The organism is Peribacillus sp. FSL P2-0133, assembly GCF_037975445.1.
Classification (GTDB): domain Bacteria; phylum Bacillota; class Bacilli; order Bacillales; family DSM-1321; genus Peribacillus; species Peribacillus simplex_E.
The window spans coordinates 3548963-3565451 of record NZ_CP150254.1 but is presented as its reverse complement, the minus strand read 5'-3'; the positions used below and the strand labels follow the sequence as shown (position 1 = coordinate 3565451).

The 16489-nt window shown below is 37.0% G+C and carries 16 protein-coding genes; 10 read left to right on the top strand and 6 right to left on the bottom strand.

Annotated elements, in window-relative coordinates:
- Position 1 precedes the first annotated feature (1 nt).
- Together MKY17_RS17065 and MKY17_RS17060 are read right to left on the bottom strand one after the other, a co-directional pair.
- Positions 2–1207, bottom strand: coding sequence for an MFS transporter (locus tag MKY17_RS17065; protein ID WP_098370653.1), 1206 nt, complete (start codon positions 1205–1207; stop codon positions 2–4).
- Positions 1208–1232: 25 nt separating this feature from the next.
- Positions 1233–1814, bottom strand: coding sequence for a TetR/AcrR family transcriptional regulator (locus tag MKY17_RS17060; RefSeq protein WP_098370652.1), 582 nt, complete (start codon positions 1812–1814; stop codon positions 1233–1235).
- Positions 1815–2242: 428 nt separating this feature from the next.
- On the opposite strand from MKY17_RS17060, the gene MKY17_RS17055 reads away from it, so the two are divergent.
- On the top strand, positions 2243–2983 hold the full coding sequence (locus tag MKY17_RS17055) for a VCBS repeat-containing protein (RefSeq protein ID WP_286176978.1): 741 nt from the start codon (positions 2243–2245) through the stop codon (positions 2981–2983).
- Between the two features lie 186 nt (positions 2984–3169).
- On the opposite strand, the gene MKY17_RS17050 is transcribed toward MKY17_RS17055, so the two are convergent.
- Positions 3170–3790, bottom strand: a complete 621-nt coding sequence (locus MKY17_RS17050) for an SDR family oxidoreductase (protein WP_098370651.1) — start codon at positions 3788–3790, stop codon at positions 3170–3172.
- Positions 3791–4033: 243 nt separating this feature from the next.
- Entirely contained in the window at positions 4034–4339 is a 306-nt protein-coding gene (locus tag MKY17_RS17045; RefSeq protein ID WP_098370650.1) for a hypothetical protein, read from the bottom strand.
- Between the two features lie 148 nt (positions 4340–4487).
- Between MKY17_RS17045 and MKY17_RS17040 the strand changes: the two genes are divergently transcribed.
- Positions 4488–5477, top strand: coding sequence for an MBL fold metallo-hydrolase (locus tag MKY17_RS17040; RefSeq protein ID WP_098370649.1), 990 nt, complete (start codon positions 4488–4490; stop codon positions 5475–5477).
- 430 nt (positions 5478–5907) lie between these two features.
- On the opposite strand, the gene MKY17_RS17035 is transcribed toward MKY17_RS17040, so the two are convergent.
- Complete coding sequence (locus tag MKY17_RS17035) at positions 5908–6714, bottom strand: histidinol-phosphatase (RefSeq protein WP_098370831.1); 807 nt, start codon at positions 6712–6714, stop codon at positions 5908–5910.
- A 251-nt stretch (positions 6715–6965) separates the two neighbouring features.
- Here MKY17_RS17035 and MKY17_RS17030 point away from each other — a divergent pair, with 251 nt between their 5' ends.
- From MKY17_RS17030 to MKY17_RS17000, 7 genes are all read left to right on the top strand, one after another.
- A complete protein-coding gene (locus MKY17_RS17030) occupies positions 6966–7601 on the top strand; it encodes an FMN-dependent NADH-azoreductase (protein WP_098370648.1) in 636 nt (211 codons plus the stop codon).
- 704 nt (positions 7602–8305) lie between these two features.
- On the top strand, positions 8306–9535 hold the full coding sequence (locus MKY17_RS17025) for an NAD(P)/FAD-dependent oxidoreductase (RefSeq protein ID WP_098371673.1): 1230 nt from the start codon (positions 8306–8308) through the stop codon (positions 9533–9535).
- Between the two features lie 859 nt (positions 9536–10394).
- Entirely contained in the window at positions 10395–11024 is a 630-nt protein-coding gene (locus MKY17_RS17020; protein ID WP_098371727.1) for a fumarylacetoacetate hydrolase family protein, read from the top strand.
- 195 nt (positions 11025–11219) lie between these two features.
- Complete coding sequence (locus tag MKY17_RS17015) at positions 11220–11648, top strand: MarR family transcriptional regulator (RefSeq protein ID WP_098371674.1); 429 nt, start codon at positions 11220–11222, stop codon at positions 11646–11648.
- Positions 11649–12306: 658 nt separating this feature from the next.
- Positions 12307–13251, top strand: a complete 945-nt coding sequence (locus tag MKY17_RS17010) for a sporulation protein (protein WP_098371675.1) — start codon at positions 12307–12309, stop codon at positions 13249–13251.
- Between the two features lie 414 nt (positions 13252–13665).
- The gene (locus MKY17_RS17005; protein WP_098371676.1) at positions 13666–13893 is read left to right on the top strand and encodes a hypothetical protein; all 228 of its coding nucleotides are present in this window, start codon (positions 13666–13668) and stop codon (positions 13891–13893) included.
- A 143-nt stretch (positions 13894–14036) separates the two neighbouring features.
- Positions 14037–14156 (top strand): GNAT family N-acetyltransferase, encoded by a 120-nt coding sequence (locus MKY17_RS17000; protein ID WP_142323965.1) that lies wholly within the window; start codon positions 14037–14039, stop codon positions 14154–14156.
- 112 nt (positions 14157–14268) lie between these two features.
- Here the strand turns inward: MKY17_RS17000 and fabF are convergent, their stop codons facing one another.
- A complete protein-coding gene (gene fabF / locus MKY17_RS16995) occupies positions 14269–15504 on the bottom strand; it encodes a beta-ketoacyl-ACP synthase II (protein ID WP_098371677.1) in 1236 nt (411 codons plus the stop codon).
- Positions 15505–15625: 121 nt separating this feature from the next.
- Here fabF and MKY17_RS16990 point away from each other — a divergent pair, with 121 nt between their 5' ends.
- Positions 15626–16480, top strand: coding sequence for a helix-turn-helix transcriptional regulator (locus MKY17_RS16990; RefSeq protein WP_098371678.1), 855 nt, complete (start codon positions 15626–15628; stop codon positions 16478–16480).
- Positions 16481–16489: the final 9 nt, after the last annotated feature.

Below are 16489 nucleotides of genomic sequence, written 5' to 3'. Positions count from 1 at the left end.
ATTAATATTTTGCTAAGCTTTCTGTCAATCGGTTTTCTTTCCAAATGACTGTAATGCCCAGGCCAATGACGATAATGACAGCAGCAAAAAGATAAGGGTAGTGGATGTTTACGTCAAACAGCAATCCCCCAATAGATGGCCCGGCGATATTCCCTAAGCTCGTATAGGTGGAGTTCATTCCAGCAACGAATCCTTGTTCTTTCCCGGCAGCTTTTGATAAAAATGTCGTCAATGCCGGACGAAGCAGGTCAAATGCAAGGAAGATGAAGCAAGTTACCACTAGAACTGCCAAAAAGCTAGAAATCATAGTGGACGCTACCGCAAAAATGGCACCGACGATTAAACATAATTGGATAAGCTTCTTTTCGCCGAGAATATCCACCAGTTTTCCAAACATAAATACTTGCACAACAACTCCGAAAATAGAGCTTATTGTAATGATAATTGCAATATCCTTCGGTGTGAAGCCGAATTTATGATCAGAAAATAGGCTAAACACAGTTTCATAGGCTGATAAACCAAAAGCGAGTACAAATACGATGATGAACGCAATAAAGTAAAGCGGATTAAGTGATCTTTTTAAATCGCCTATAAAGTTTGTTTGCTTTGTACTGGCAGAAACTTTTGCAAGCTGTTCCTTTGTAAGCGGCTCTTTTAAAATGAATATTGATGAAAGGCAAGCTACAAAAGCAATGGCCGCCGCAAGGAAGAAGGGCAATCGTATACCATATTCTGCAATAAAGCCACCGATACCGGGACCTATTATAAAACCTAAGCTAATGGCAGCTGAAATATAGCCCATTGCTTTTGGTCTTTCCTGGACGGATGTAATATCTGCAACATATGCAGTAACACCTGGCATGATAAAGGCGGCACTGATTCCCCCTAGGATCCTTGATAAATAAAACACCGATACGTTTGTCCCTACACCGAAGATAAGTTCAGAAACACCAAAAAGGAATAAGCCGATGATGATGATTTTCTTTCTGCCGTAACGGTCAACCCAACGACCTGCGAATGGTGACATAACAAGCTGTGATACCGCAAATACGGCAACCAGATAGCCCATCGTACTTCCTGATAAATGCATGATATTCATAAATGACGGCATAACGGGGATGATGAGTCCAATTCCCAGAAAAGCAATGAATATATTGCTTAGAAGAATAATCAATACCGCCTTTTGTTCTTTAATTGGTTTATTCATGTTTTAACACCACTTTCTTTGTGAATCATTCTTGTGAAATACCTCTCCAAAACACTTTCCAAGAGGCTGCCAATTTATCCTTCAGCCGTTTCTCATCATTGCCGTACACAAGCTCAAGCAAAATGGAATCCACTACTCCTAAGAAAGCATAGGTCGGAGTTATGGCTGCATCTTCGACAATTAATTTGGCATTGATCCAATCCTGGAATTTACATTCCAGAATTGCCTGCACCTTTTCCTCGATATCTATGACCTCCTGCCCGATCTCTTTTTCAAGATGCGCTGGCGGAAAAAAGGACATACGCAGCCAAAACTTTATATGCTCATTTTTTTGGAAAAGATCGATGACCAATTGCAGGAATCCATATAAATCTTTTTCAGGATTTTTTGAATCGACTTTACTGAAATATTGGAGTTTCGAAGATAGCTCCGTCTCTTTCGCATCACGTAAAACTTGCAGAAAAAGATCATCCTTGCCTTTAAAATGGGCGTAAATGGATTGCTTTTTCATGCCCACTTCTTCAGCTATTAGAGAAAGGGACGCTCCTTCATAACCATGAATCGTGAAAAATTTTAGAGCGGCTTCCTTAATTTCATTACTTTTCAATAATATCACCTCATAATTTAACGAACGTTCGTCAGTTATAATAGCAAATTAAATAAATATATGCAAGCAAAAAAAGTTCATAAAGAGGTATTAGGCAACAGAAATCATTCATAATAAGGGCGCTATATTTGAAAAGGACATTATTGTTGTTTCCAGCAATAGATATGTACTCAAGATTATTCACTAAATTCCCGCATATAATTCATATGGATAATAAAGAGACAGGGGGGATTAAGGTGGATACGTATGACATCAGAAAAGTGATCCATTACTATTACACAAAAATACAAGAAACGAATGACCCCTATTATTGGTACTGTTTGGCTGAGACTCAAAGTAGGGCCGGTTTAACAAGTGAAGCGATGCAAACGATTGATAACGCTTTGTCGCTTCCAAATCCTTATCCTTCAAAGCAGGAACTGCTAGATATGCAATTGAGCTTTCAATCTGCTCTTTCAAGGGAAATGAACTTGTACAGAACAGTCACAGTGACCTCAAAGCAAGGCGATATTGATGGGGACGGGACAAAGGACAATGTTTTTCTTACCGCAAACAAAACCCCTGATAGCCCCTTTTGGAGGAATGTAACTTTGGTTATCCAAAATGGGAGGACTAATCAATATGAACAAGTTCCCATGAAAAATAACGCAGGATATAATCCGACCCTTTTTCTGGGTGATTTTACAGGTAACAAAGGGGATGACATTTTAGTGGTCATTGATACAGGAGGAAGCGGTGGTTCCATTTATGCGTATGTTTTTTCATATCTTAACGGTCAACTGATGCCCATTTTTAATTCAGACGCATTCAATGAAACCTATAAATACGATGTTAATTATGAAAACCAATACAAAGCAAAGGTGAATAGTTATTACCTAAAAGAAAGGTACATTCTTGACCTTACTTATAAGGATAAGGAATATTTATCTGAAATTTATGACAAGGATGGTGTATTGAAGGCGCCGATAGAAGGATGGGTCAATCCTTTATCTGGTTTATATCCGGTTGATTACAATAGGGATGGCATATATGAGCTCGAAGCGTATCAGAGGATCGCAGGGAGATATAATGCCGACTCACTGGGATTTGTACAGACTGTATTGAAATGGAACGGGCTAGCGTTTGCTTCTGACAGGCAGAATGTGGCTATTTTTGGAGGGGAAATATAGCACATTGGAATAGAAAGTTCATGAACAAGGTAAGGGCGAAATCTTCGCCCAAAAGAAACCGGTAAATATTCTTGGCAATTGTTCAGCGATTGTGTACTTATCGAAGATAATTGAACCGGCTAAGCGGACGTGATGGTTTCCTCACCTCATCTACGATTTCAAGGGGAGTAATGCTAGTAGGAATGGTTAGTAGGCAATACCTACTCGTGATTTTAAATAATCGCTACTTTTTATTTGGCTAAATGCAAATTCTGCTGTATCCGGCACGGATATTTCAGCCCCATTCTCCGGTAAAAAGTCACCTTCTACACGATATGTACCAATACTTTCTCCATCCGGCAAATACGTAGGACAGACAATAGTCCATTGAAGTGTTGATTGTTTAAGCATTTCGTAAACTTTATGATGTTCTTTCGCTGCACGGGTAGACCTACGCTTTGAATCACTGGACTGATAACGCAGAGTATTTGGGGTTGTTCTACTTTGCAGGATTCCTGCTGTTCCAATGGTAATAATTCGTTGGATACCTTCGTTTTCCATTGCTTCGATAATTAGTGGCATACTTGCTGATAAAGTGGTAGTCCCATCGGTATTCAGTGCACTAATAACTACATCAACCCCATGCATGGCACGTCCGATATCATCTTTAATTAGTACATTACCTTGAATAATGGTTAAATTGGCATCGTTCATTCCAATCTTTTCAGGAGTGCGAGCCAAAACTGTAACATGATGTCTGTCTTGAAGACCATAAGTAACTAAGTGCCCCCCAACTCGACCAGTTGCACCCAATATTAAAATGTTCATAGAAACGAACCTCCTTTTGCTAATACAATCATTCCACTAACATTATATCGTCATTTTCAATTAATGGGAGCTTTAGTGCACTAGGACATCATAATTCAGCACTTACTGGCCGGTATCTCAAGAAGAAAAATGTTCGTAGATAAAGATACAAAATGGGCCGCTCAAAAGCTTCTTGAGGGCCCATTGAAATGGAAAAATATAAAAACGTTTTAAAAAAGGACAATGGTGACCACAATTCCTACTCTAATATCCCTGTCCTTCTTTCGATTTTAGAAAAGAATCAACTGATTCATCTAATAATTTTTCCCGATTAGGATCTTCATTGACATCAGTATCCACTTCCATTCCGTTGTAATTTAATTTACTAACCTGACTTTTATGTTGAGCTGGATAATGGTTATTATTTTTTTTGTTTGTCATATAAACTCCTTTTTTAACAGATATTTTCTCTTTAGTATGAACAATCGATCCAATATGAAATCCAATATTCTGTAAGATTATTTCAGCTTGAGTCTTGTTGTCTTGATGGAAGGTTGAATTAGTATACATGATTTTACTCTGGATATTATTGACTGAATATTATAAATATTGTAACATTCAGTTTGTGGACCTATTTACGAAACTGTGTTTTACATTCAAAACAGGAATTTGTTCTTCTTTGAGTAAAGAAAAAATAATCTGACAGGAGGTTTTTGTTATGAAGAAAAGAATAAGGAATACTTCTTTTGTTTTTTTGTTGGGAGTTTCAATAATTCTATCATTATCATTATTTCTTCCTTCTTTTGGCCAAACAGCTGAACAGCAAACGGACTTTAAAGTAACTCTACTAGGAACAGGTTCTCCTCTTTTAAGTACCACCCGCTCCGGTCCATCTACACTTGTAGAAGTTGGTGATGAAAAACTCCTCTTTGATGCTGGACGTGGTACTGCTTTACAATTATATAAAGCGAATATGTTACCGGGCAGTATTGACAAGTTATTTCTTACTCATTTGCATTCGGATCATACAATCGGCATACCAGACGTATGGCTTACAGGTTCTTTACCAACAGGAGGGAAAAGAGAGCAAGCATTTAAGATTTGGGGACCTAAGGGAACCGAGAAAATGATGTTACATATGAATAAAGCATTTAAAGCCGATTTGGATGCAAGAGATGATTCTGGAAATGGAAACGTTGAAGGAGCAAGTATCGTCGCAAATGATATCAAGGAGGGGGTTGTCTATAAAAAAAAGGGAATTGAAGTAATAGCCTTCAAGGTTGACCATAAATCAATTGAGCCTGCTTTCGGTTATCGGGTTAATTACAAAGGACATTCTGTAGTCATCTCAGGTGACACCCGCTATAATGAAAATCTAATTAAATTTGCTAAAGGCGCTGACGTAGTTATTCATGAGGTTGCAGCTGCAAGACCTGATAATGAATCAGAATCAATAGCCAATATACTTGATCTTCACACTACACCGGAGGAAGCAGGTAAAGTCTTTAGCCAAATACAACCAAAACTTGCTGTGTACTCACATATTGTATTATTGGGTGGATTAACAGAAGAAAAAGCTAATTTGCTCGAAAGAACAAAAAAAACATATGATGGAACAGTTATAGTAGGTGAGGATTTGTTGTCCATTGAAATAGGGGACAAGGTACAAGTAGAACAGCCGGGAAACGAGGCGAACTCGGGGAACTAAAACAGACCAGCTTCAGCTATATAATGAAAGCGAGGAACTCTTCCTAAAAGAAATAAACGTTTCTATTCTACCTCGGCTAGGGGGATAAATCATAGCTCCTTTCTAGCTATTTAACAAAAGGACAGATTGCTTGAAGAAGCCGACCATTAAAAGGTCGGCTTTTTCATATACTATTTTTAGCAGAAACCGCAATAGCCTTTAATGGGGGGAGGAACGCCACCGTAAACTCCAAAATCACAAAAAATATGACCTTGAGCAGTCGGTGCGAATGGAAAAATCTCGTACAGACCTGATCAACTTTTTAGCTAGGTAAGTAGGTATAGAAATTTATGGTAAATAGGGAAACAGGATTATGTTTGTGATGACACACGAGACCTGGTTAGAATGGAAGATGGCTACCGGACCAGTTCTAATCCTATTGACTGGAAGGTCAAAGTGGAGTGAGAATCCTTTGCTTGTTAACAAAGTAAGCCCACTCAGAAAAGCCGATTTCCTTTAGTCTTTTTTTAACTTGTTCAAATTCATCGCCAATACGTTCAGGTGTATGCGAATCTGATCCAAATGTTACCTTCACATTATAGAAAAGAGCTCGTTCTAAAATGCCATCTGCTGGATACCACCCACCACACTCTTTTGTTTTACCAGAGGTATTAATCTCAATGGCGATATCTTCTTGACTAATGATTTTTAAAGTTTTTTCAATACTGTCTGTTTCAATGGATGAAAAGGCAGGATAAAACCCTTTCATTGCATCAATATGGCCTAAGATTTGAAACACTCCGCTTTTTGCAGATTTCTGTATTAATTCATAGTATTCATCTTTTAATCTTGCCTGTTCATTAGAAGTCAAACCATTCCAACGCCCTTTTTTAAAAATGCTAATGTCTTGAACATAATGAACAGATCCAATTATGTAGTCAAAAGGGTGTAAAAGATATTGATCACGGTAGACTTCAATGTGGTCAGGGAAGAAATCACTTTCCATTCCTAATAACACGTGAATTTTACCTTTATATTCCTCTTTTAAGCGAAGTACTTCCTCAATATAAGGGACAAGTTCACTTTTTGCCATTGCAATAGTTGGGTAGAGATGGTCGTCCTCACTATAAAAATATGGAGAATGATCAGAAATCCCAATATACTGCAAGCCGTATTCAATGGCTTGCTTTACATAATCCTCAATTGTGCCGATAGCATGTCCACATCGTTCATGGTGAGTGTGCAGATCAAATTTTATTGAATTCGTCAATTCCTTAAGCCTCCTAAAATAACCGGGTTGTCTTGTTATATCATATCCAAAATTCACACTCTTTCTCACAACTTGAAAGAAGATTTATACCTGCATTAAATCTGCCGTTTTATGGGCGGGTAACGGATAATTTTATACATATCAATTAAAGATATTTTAGTTCGAGCAATTGTATAAATGTTGAATTTCCAAGACAAAATAGAATGTTCAAATATGTAAAAAGAAAGGAAAGATACAGAATGACTAAAGTATTGTACATTACAGCTCATCCTCATGATGATAAACAATCTTACAGTATGGCCGTTGGAAAAGCATTTATTGACACTTATAAAGAAGTAAATCCTAGCCATGAAATTGTGAATATTGACCTTTATAAAGAAAATATTCCTGAAATTGATGTAGATGTTTTCAGTGGTTGGGGGAAACTTCAATCTGGAAAGGGCTTTGAAGAACTTTCGGCAGAAGAGAAAGCAAAAGTTAGTCGACTCTCAGAGTTATGTGAGCAATTTATAGCTGCCGATAAATATATATTTGTAACACCTTTATGGAATTTTTCATTCCCGCCAGTAATGAAAGCTTATATAGATTCCGTAGCTGTTGCAGGTAAATCATTTAAATACACCGAACAAGGCCCAGTTGGTCTTTTAACTGATAAAAAAGCCATGCATATACAAGCTCGTGGTGGTATTTATTCAGAAGGACCAGCAGCAGAAATGGAAATGGGTCACCGGTATCTAAATATCATTATGCAATTCTTCGGAGTGCCTTCCTTTGAAGGTGTATTCGTTGAAGGACATGCAGCAATGCCTGATAAAGCACAAGAAATAAAAGAAAATGCTATAGCACGTTCAAAAGATTTAGCTTCTACTTTTTAAGCTAAGAGTCAAAACTGTAGACAAAACTCGAGGAAAAGTAAGTTTGCCTACAGTTTTAATTTAAAAAAGTTGTTGATTTCAGAAATCCGCTCCCTTTCCGCCGACTGTCTGCCAAGCCTCATCAAAGCAAGCGTCTGTGGGGGCTTGGCTAGCCAGTTAATCGGCAGGAGTGTCACAAATTTCTTCAACACAGGAAGTTCATTACAATTAGGTAAAAATTCATGAATGATAACCAAGTTTTCTAATATAAAATCATGGTTCGGGGTGAGACCACTCCGAACCTCTTTTTGTTTGTCAAAATAAAAAATAATATGTGGAATTTTTCTTGCCTCACCAATCAAGGGCATCTCTAATAAAGGATTATGGTTTTTTATTTTGTGCGGCTATTCATTATTGTTGCTTTTGTATTCTGGATTGGTTTAAAGATGCAAACGATATTCCAATGCTTTTCTGTATATGCTAGTGGGGTAGAGGGGGGCCTTTGTAATTACTCTATCCAGTGGGATGAAATCCTTAATTAATTGAGGGAGCTCCTATAAGTAGAAGTAAAAAAATCGATTCCTTAACATAGCGGAGATCGACTTTGGAATTCTCTGTACTTTTTTTGTTTTAACTTCCATACTTTTATGTATGTAGTATATTTTTATCAAACTCTGCTAATGGATAAGCAAGTCAATAATTGTACTTGAAAACGGAGTGATACGATGAATAAGATGTATGACGTCATCATTACCGGTGCTGGATGTGCCGGCTCTGCACTGGCAATTTATCTTGCTAAGGCAGGTTTCCATGTGTTGTTAGTGGACCGATCGACTTTTCCAAGGGACACATTATCAACCCATACCTTTTTCAATAATACTGTCGCTCTTCTTCGAGAAATAGGTGTCCTGGACAAGCTGCTGGAAACAAAAGCACCACCGGTACGGGATATTAAATTTCAATTTGAGGATACCGTGATAGATGGTCTCATCCCTGTGGTTTACGGAGAGGACAGCTGTTATTGTATTAGGAGGACTTATCTCGATCATATCCTACTTGAACAGGCCAAATCTCAAATGAATGTAACCGTTTTAGAAGGTTTTCGTGTGACGGATGTCATCCGTGATGACGAAACAGTAATAGGCGTGAAAGGCTTAGACGGCAACTACGAGAAACAAGAATTTTTAGCTCGCCTGGTAGTGGGGGCAGACGGCCGATCCTCTATTATTCGCAAGCTGGTAAAAAGTGAACTCAAAATAAGTATTCCGGCAACAGTCGGTATTTATTTTGGGTATTTTTCTGGATTTCGCCACGATGATGTCCCTAAATTTGAAGTATACAAGATAAAAGATAACACAGCCATTCTCTTTCCAACGAATGATGATTTATATGTTATTGTCGGCATTTTCCCATTAGAAAATAAGGAATTGATAGAACGGTTGAAATTAAATCCGGAAAACGGTCTACGCAATCTCTTGACAGATAACTTTCCTAATACAACAATTGGTGCTCGCTTGAAAAATGCTGAAATCGCAGGACCGGTCAAAGGCATACTAGGATATGATAATTACTGGTATAAAGGAATGGGAAAAGGATGGGCGTTGGTTGGTGATGCGGTTTGTTTTAAAGATCCTGGCATGGCGCAGGGGATCCATGATGCTATATGTGGAGCACGTATTTTATCCAATATTCTATTAAAATATAAGGGACAATCCGATCAATCGAATCAAATGTCTGAAGAATATCAAAAGGCAATAGAAGATGAGTTTATGGTCCGGTTTCACATGGGATGCCAAATTTCGAAGAATGAACGCATATCTGAACAGCAGGATGCTGTCAATAAGCTAATCAGTTCCCATCCAGAGGCTATAGAGAAGTTTTTAGGGATTTACAATTACGCAAACGAGCCCGCTGTTTTAGAAAATGAACTCGCACGAATTATGCAGTCTATCTAGCAATGATTTAATGATCCAAGTACAAAAATAATTCACTATAAACATAGAGCAACAATATGCTGTTAATTTTAAGGTAGGACAACTAATTCAAAAAAATATAAATCAGTTCAATCTCATTTTGGATAGCGTTTCCTCTTTGGTGAAGTTGCCCGGGTTACACAATACAGCTTACTCTTGAGCTTAGACTTAGTATAGGGGTAGCGCGTCAGTGGAGCTGCCCTTAATATGGGGTTTACGAGGAACATTTAATCAATCTTTGCTTCAAAGCTGTAGTGGGTACTTTTTTTAACAGATCTATAACCCAATAAGTGAATAAAAAAATCATTTCCTAACGGCAGGAAACCGCTTTTTCGCTGGGATTTGCTAGCGGACAAAATACAAAAGTTTGGCGGTCCCCCTTCTATATCGATGGAAAAAAGCGACAAAACAAATGAATGGGACGATGTTATTTGTGTAAATAAAGAACTGATTTTGAAGGTTGTTTATACACTTTATTAAGGCAAAAGAAGAGAAAGCAATAAATCTGGTTTATGTTCCACCAAAGAATGTGAAAAATTTCATTATAGTTATTCTTCTAATCCGTTATAATTATTTTTGCAAATTGTACGAACATGAAATTATGTTATCTAAATGGATTTTCTTTTAACAGGTATAACGGTTGTATAAAAAGTCAGAAAAATATAAAATATACTTAAATCGGAGGATTTTTTCTTATTTACTGTAACAATTTGTGATTACTAATCTGGCTGACTATTAAACCACGATTGTCATGACTAGAGAAAGTTGCAATCATTTCTTAATATTTACCTTTTGCTATTCATTAATTTTTATTTCTAAAAAGAAAAGAGTGAGTTTTATGATGAAAGACATTAAAAATATCTATTGTGTAGGTCGAAACTATGCTTTGCATGCAAAAGAGTTGAATAATGAAATACCAACTTCCCCTTTTTTATTTTCAAAACCAACTCATTCGCTTGTGGAAGCAAAAGGTCAGTCAATTACTTTGCCGAGTAATCAGGGTTCCGTTCATTTTGAAACTGAACTTGTCATACATATCGCAAAGCAGTACGAATCAGGAATGAAAGTAGATGAAATGGTTGATGCGATGGCCATTGGGTTGGATTTAACACTTAGAGATGTTCAATCACAGTTAAAACAAAAACAGCACCCTTGGCTTTTGGCTAAAGGATTCAAAAATTCAGCTGTTGTTAGTGATTTTATTCCGTTTCCAGGTGTCGAAGCATGTGAACAATTAGATTTTTCCCTGTTAAAGAATGGAGAGCGTGTACAAGTCGGAAATATTAAAGACTTACTATTTGATTTGCAAACCATTATAGAATTTACAGAAGAGCATTTTGGGCTTGGGAAAGGAGATATTATTTTTACCGGTACTCCAAGCGGCGTAGGACCACTATCAGATCAAGACAAGCTTTCACTAAACTGGGGTGGAAATGAAATAGGATCCTGTTCAGTTACACTGAATTCATGAAAAAAGAGCAGTCATTTTGACTGTTTTTTTTATGGAATAATTCAATCTTAGACAAAAGGTAGAAACTCGTCTAAAATGAAGAGAACAATATATCATCTTTAGAACAAAGTCCCGAGCACTAAAATTAAATCCATGACGATGATCATTTAAAGTGCCATATATTAATTATAAAGGATAGAACAGGGTGGAATGGGCATGACAAACAACCAAGAAAAGAAGTATTTAGATAATTGGCTATCTCTTACTAATATTCAAATGAGCATTACCAATGAGCTGGAAAGTGCTTTGCAAAAAAATCATAACCTGTCGTTAAAAGAATTTTACGTTCTATACTTTTTATCCAAAACAGGCGATAAACAATTGAGGCTACAACAATTACAGGAGATGGTTGGATTAAGTCAAAGTGCTATTTCAAGGCTGGTAGGCAGGCTGGAAGCAAAAAGCTGCGGAGCATTACAAAGGCATATATGTGAAGATGATCGAAGAGGTATCTACACACGATTAACTACATTAGGTGAAGAAAAACTACAAATTTCCTTAAATACTTTTCATGAAATTCTGCACGCTGCTTTTTCAAAAGGAAATCTTCAGGATGAATTACAATCTTTAATCCAGAAATTGTAATATGGTTCTTACATCTATTAAGCTGTAATTGAAGTCTGTTATTTCTATATATATTAGCTAGGAATATTCATTTGCACAGAGAACTGATATTATTTAAAGCTGAGTGTTGCCTTTCGCTTTTGTTGACAAAAGGGGAAGTGTAAATGCGGAATTGAATGTAAGCGCATGCATATAAAGAAGATGGAATGGCCAATAAAGTTATGGGAAATGGAGAATTTGACCATTATAAATAGCTTAATAAAGATGAGCTTCTTGTTATTAAAGTACTTTCAAAAAAATGCCAGGGGCAGAAGTGTTAGCCCCTGGCATTCTCTTTTTCATTTATTGTGTTTTAACTCTCTTTAGAAGGTGAGACGTGCGATTCAAATTGCTGCTGCCTTTGATCCGCCACTTTATATCCTTGCTTCCTCAAATAAGCATCTTCGCCAATAGTCCATCACCAGCATCGGAAAAAAGATGACGTACCCCATTATCTTATAAAGATCACCTACTGCAGTAAAATCATTTGAAACTATTTTCATTTTTCGACGTATTACTATCAAGGGTAATTTAGAAATTTCCTGAAATACGAATAGATTTCTTGTCATTTCTTATTACGCCCAATTTTACTTACATATTCTTAAGGCGGATTGAGATAATTTCGAAAGGAAGAGGAAGCATGTTCAAAAAAATTTTAGCAAGTTTAGGAAAAGGAGCCGCAACTGTAGATTTACAATGTGGTAATCGTAATTATAAAGCTGGAGAAAGCATTCAAGGGGAGGTTGTCATTCAAGGTGGTGAGGTGGAACAGAAAATTAATCAATTGACTGTCCGCTTTATGATGAATGTGGTATTAAAACAAGGAAGCGTTTCAAGGGAAGTTGCCCATATACCATTAATTAATCGAGATCGTATTCACCCTAAAGAAAGTAAGGTCATTCCTTTTCATTACGTCCTACCTACGAATATACCTATTTCTAGTGGAACTGTTTCATACTATTTGGATACACATCTTGATATTGAGGGTGGGGTTGACCGCAAAGATGTAGACCGGCTAGGCATCCAATCCCAAAAATCTATCCAATCCATTTTTAATGCAATGGCTCAATTAGGTTTTCGCGAGGCAGCCGACTCGGGTAAACTTGACCAATATGGACAGGAATTTGCTTTTTTTCCCACTCAACAATTCATGGGACAAGTAAATGAAGTTGAAATGCGGTTTGCCAATGAAGAATCAGGTATCCGGGTCTGGATGGAAGTTGACTGTAAAAGCGGCTACAAGGAAATTGAAGCAAAACGTGAGTTTCATTTAAATCAAAATGTTCTTGAGCATGAAGCCGGACTTGAAAAACTATTAGGAAAATTTATATCGGAAGCTATTGATCAGCCTTATGCTTTTAATCAGCCTTTCTCTTATTCCGCAAACCAGCATCATGGTCGCGCTTCCCAAATGGGAAACGCTATACCTGGAATGGTTGGTGGATTAGCAGTGGGTGTTTTAGGGACGATGTTATTTACTGAGATGATGGAAGGTTTTGATATTGAGGAAATGTTTGAAGAGGCAACAGAGGATTTTGATGGGGGATTTGATTCTTTTTTTGATAATGGAGATGGGGAATCCTAATAAAGCCATTAGAGAGTCCTGTGTCAACCAATATTATTAGTTTGTTTTTTTGTAGAAAAGAAAAAGTACCCACTAATCATTGCTTAGGTAAGGATTGGTAGACAAGCGTTACTTACTTTGATCAGTAAGTAACGCTTGTTTTAATGTTGTTTTGCCAGGAGGGCACATTTAATAGTGCAACTTGCTTCTTTTGCATATGCTCCGATTTTCCCCTGATCCGTAGCTTTTTTGCCTATTAATACTCCTATATTAAGACAGGTTTTATCAACAGCCTGAAATCTCCATTCTTCACCGTAGTAAAGCGTTCATCTCCTGGATATAACCCTTCAGTTTTTGATTTAGGGTGAAAAAAATGAATAAACAATCATATAAAGCCAATTCTATATACAAGAATGATAAAAAGGAGATTACATCGTGAAGCCATATGAAATAAAAAATATGATTATTGATGACGAGTTTGATGGTGAAGAATCGGTTACAGCTGATTTTACTCACAATGATAAAGAATATAGCATTACTTTTAAAAAAGAAGATCTTGAAATAATTAATACATGGGTTTTTGAGGATGGTTCATCTCTTCCAGCAAATTTATCAGGTACTATCATTGAATCGATAAGGGAAGATATTAAAAAGAAAATCTAGTCATTTGCACTAGATTTTTTTTGTGGTCATTTTCTTAATCGAAGAAAAATTTAGCCTTGTTTATATTGATGAAAAAAGATAATGAAGAATTATTGCTTGTGGTGCAATGCCAATAAGAGTGGAATAAGCATTAAATAACTAAAATGTTTACTTCAGAAAACTATCGTGGACAAGGAATCTTAACTATTTTGTTAACTAAATTAGTCGATGTAGCTAAAGGTATAAGAAAAATATGGCTTTATGAACAAGAGACAAGCCCTTAATTGATGAAAAAAGGGCTTTTTCGTAGTTAATTACCTAAAAGATCCATTAAGGTAACTAACTAAAGTTTCTCTTGAGTATCTTTAATTTTAAAAATACGATGCGAGAGTTAATTTACTCGTATTTTTTAAAAACGATTGCTGCATTATGTCCTCCAAAACCAAATGAATTGGATAGACCAGTACTTATTTCCACCTTACGGGCAATACCCGGTACATAATCTAAATCACATAATGAATCAGGCTTTTCTAAGTTGATGGTTGGAGGGATAATTCCTTCCTGTAAACTTTTTGCCAAAGCAATTGCTTCCACGCCTCCAGCTGCTCCTAACATGTGACCAAGCATAGATTTATTAGCTGTTATTGGGATTTGATAAGCTTTTGATTCAAATAGTTTTTTAATTGCCAGTGTCTCAGAACGATCTCCAACTTCTGTACTTGTTGCATGAGCGCTAATGACATCAATCTCTTCAGGGGGAATTTTTGCGTTTTTCAAAGCCATTTTCATTGCAAGATAGGCTCCTTTACCTTCTGGGTGTGTAGCTACCATATGATAGGCATCAGAACTTGCACCATACCCAATGACTTCTGCATAAATTTTTGCATCTCTACGTAAAGCGTGGGACAAAGATTCCAAGATTAAAATTCCTGCTCCTTCTGACATGACAAATCCATCTCGATTTACATCAAAAGGGCGGCTAGCTTTAGTTGGATTATCGTTTCTCGTTGATAATGCTGTAGCATTGCCAAAACTAGCTAAAGATAAATCTGTTATAGCTGCCTCTGCTCCTCCTGCAAAAACGGCATCAGCTTCTCCAAAGCGAATAAGTCTGAATGCTTCACCGATAGCTGTATTACCGATCGCACAAGCAGAAACAGGTGACATAGTAGGCCCCATTGCGTTCCACTTGATACTAATTTGAGCTGCGGCAGCATTTGAAATCATGGCTGGTACCAGTGTTGGACTAACTCTTCTTGGACCTTTCTCTCGAAGAGTATCCACATTATCAATCAATGTTTCAATTCCTCCTATCCCCGAACCAACATATACGCCAAGTCTTTCCAGATTGATATCATCAATATCTAAATTAGAATCAGTCCAAGCTTGTTCAGCAGCAGCCAAAGCAAATTGAGTAAAGCGATCTAGACGTCGTGCTTCATTTTTTCCTAAGATATCATCTGCATTAAAATCACGAATAATTCCTGCAATTTTTGCTTTATGATTGCTTACATCAAATGTATCAATAGAGGAAATGCCCGACTTCCCATCAGTCAGATTTCTCCAAAATTTTTCTACGCTGTTTCCAATAGGAGAGACTACTCCCATTCCTGTAATAACGACTCTTTCCATTTTTCATCACTCCAAATGAATAGTATACTTGTATTATACTTCGGAGTTATCCTATTACAAGTGAGTGTTTATCCTGGTATAATAACTACTAGGTTAAATTGTTATGAAGGGGGTTTTAGAAATGAATGATAAAACCAGACTTGAAGCATTGTCTTCATTTTTGAAAACGAAGCGATCCCAAATAAAGCCTGAATCTATAGGTATACCTGCTGGTACACGGAGAAGAACACCTGGCTTACGAAGAGAAGAAGTTGCACATTTGGCGGGAGTCAGTACTACTTGGTATACGTGGCTAGAGCAAGGTCGGGATATAAAGGTCTCTACAAGCGTATTGGATTGCATATCTACAGCCCTACAGTTAAAAAATGATGAACGGGAGTATCTATATGATTTAGCTTTAGAAGTGAAATCATCCATTATTCATCGAAAGAAGGATCAGCCAAAACTTAGTCCTTCTTTGGAAAGAATTTTAGCTGAGTTAACGTATTGCCCTACTATCATTACAGATCGACATTGTCATATTGTAGGGTGGAATAATGCTGCTGCTCATGTATTTTTAGATTTTGAACAACTCCCGGATGACCAAAGAAATTTGATCCATCTAATATTTACAAGAAAAGAATTAAAAGCATTAGCTGTGAATTGGGAACATTTTGTTAAAGGATTTCTTGCCATTTTTCGTGCCTATTATGGTCACTACTTAGGGGATGAATGGTATAGCTTATTTATTAATGAAATGAGTAGTTCTCACCCGGAATTTCAATCTTTATGGCAAGAAAGTCAAGTGAGCAAAGCTCCAGAAATGATGATTGAATTTAGACATGCTAAAGCCGGAAAGATGCTGTTTAATTTAACTTCTCTCCAAGTCCAGGGGGACATGGACTTAAGGTGCAGCATCTATACACCAGTAGAGGGAACAGCTACAGAAGATAAATTAAAACGATTAATGAAGAAAATCTCCATTGAAAGTTCATAAACCAGCATA

What these genes read in the sequence shown, in the direction of transcription:
- MKY17_RS17065 (WP_098370653.1), bottom strand. Translation starts at nt 1,207, where the DNA reads ATGAATAAACCAATTAAAGAACAAAAGGCGGTATTGATTATTCTTCTA.
- MKY17_RS17055 (WP_286176978.1), top strand. Translation starts at nt 2,243, where the DNA reads ATGCAATTGAGCTTTCAATCTGCTCTTTCAAGGGAAATGAACTTGTAC.
- MKY17_RS17050 (WP_098370651.1), bottom strand. Translation starts at nt 3,790, where the DNA reads ATGAACATTTTAATATTGGGTGCAACTGGTCGAGTTGGGGGGCACTTA.
- MKY17_RS17045 (WP_098370650.1), bottom strand. Translation starts at nt 4,339, where the DNA reads ATGTATACTAATTCAACCTTCCATCAAGACAACAAGACTCAAGCTGAA.
- MKY17_RS17040 (WP_098370649.1), top strand. Translation starts at nt 4,488, where the DNA reads ATGAAGAAAAGAATAAGGAATACTTCTTTTGTTTTTTTGTTGGGAGTT.
- MKY17_RS17030 (WP_098370648.1), top strand. Translation starts at nt 6,966, where the DNA reads ATGACTAAAGTATTGTACATTACAGCTCATCCTCATGATGATAAACAA.
- MKY17_RS17025 (WP_098371673.1), top strand. Translation starts at nt 8,306, where the DNA reads ATGAATAAGATGTATGACGTCATCATTACCGGTGCTGGATGTGCCGGC.
- MKY17_RS17020 (WP_098371727.1), top strand. Translation starts at nt 10,395, where the DNA reads ATGAAAGACATTAAAAATATCTATTGTGTAGGTCGAAACTATGCTTTG.
- MKY17_RS17015 (WP_098371674.1), top strand. Translation starts at nt 11,220, where the DNA reads ATGACAAACAACCAAGAAAAGAAGTATTTAGATAATTGGCTATCTCTT.
- MKY17_RS17010 (WP_098371675.1), top strand. Translation starts at nt 12,307, where the DNA reads ATGTTCAAAAAAATTTTAGCAAGTTTAGGAAAAGGAGCCGCAACTGTA.
- MKY17_RS17000 (WP_142323965.1), top strand. Translation starts at nt 14,037, where the DNA reads ATGTTTACTTCAGAAAACTATCGTGGACAAGGAATCTTAACTATTTTG.
- fabF (WP_098371677.1), bottom strand. Translation starts at nt 15,504, where the DNA reads ATGGAAAGAGTCGTTATTACAGGAATGGGAGTAGTCTCTCCTATTGGA.
- MKY17_RS16990 (WP_098371678.1), top strand. Translation starts at nt 15,626, where the DNA reads ATGAATGATAAAACCAGACTTGAAGCATTGTCTTCATTTTTGAAAACG.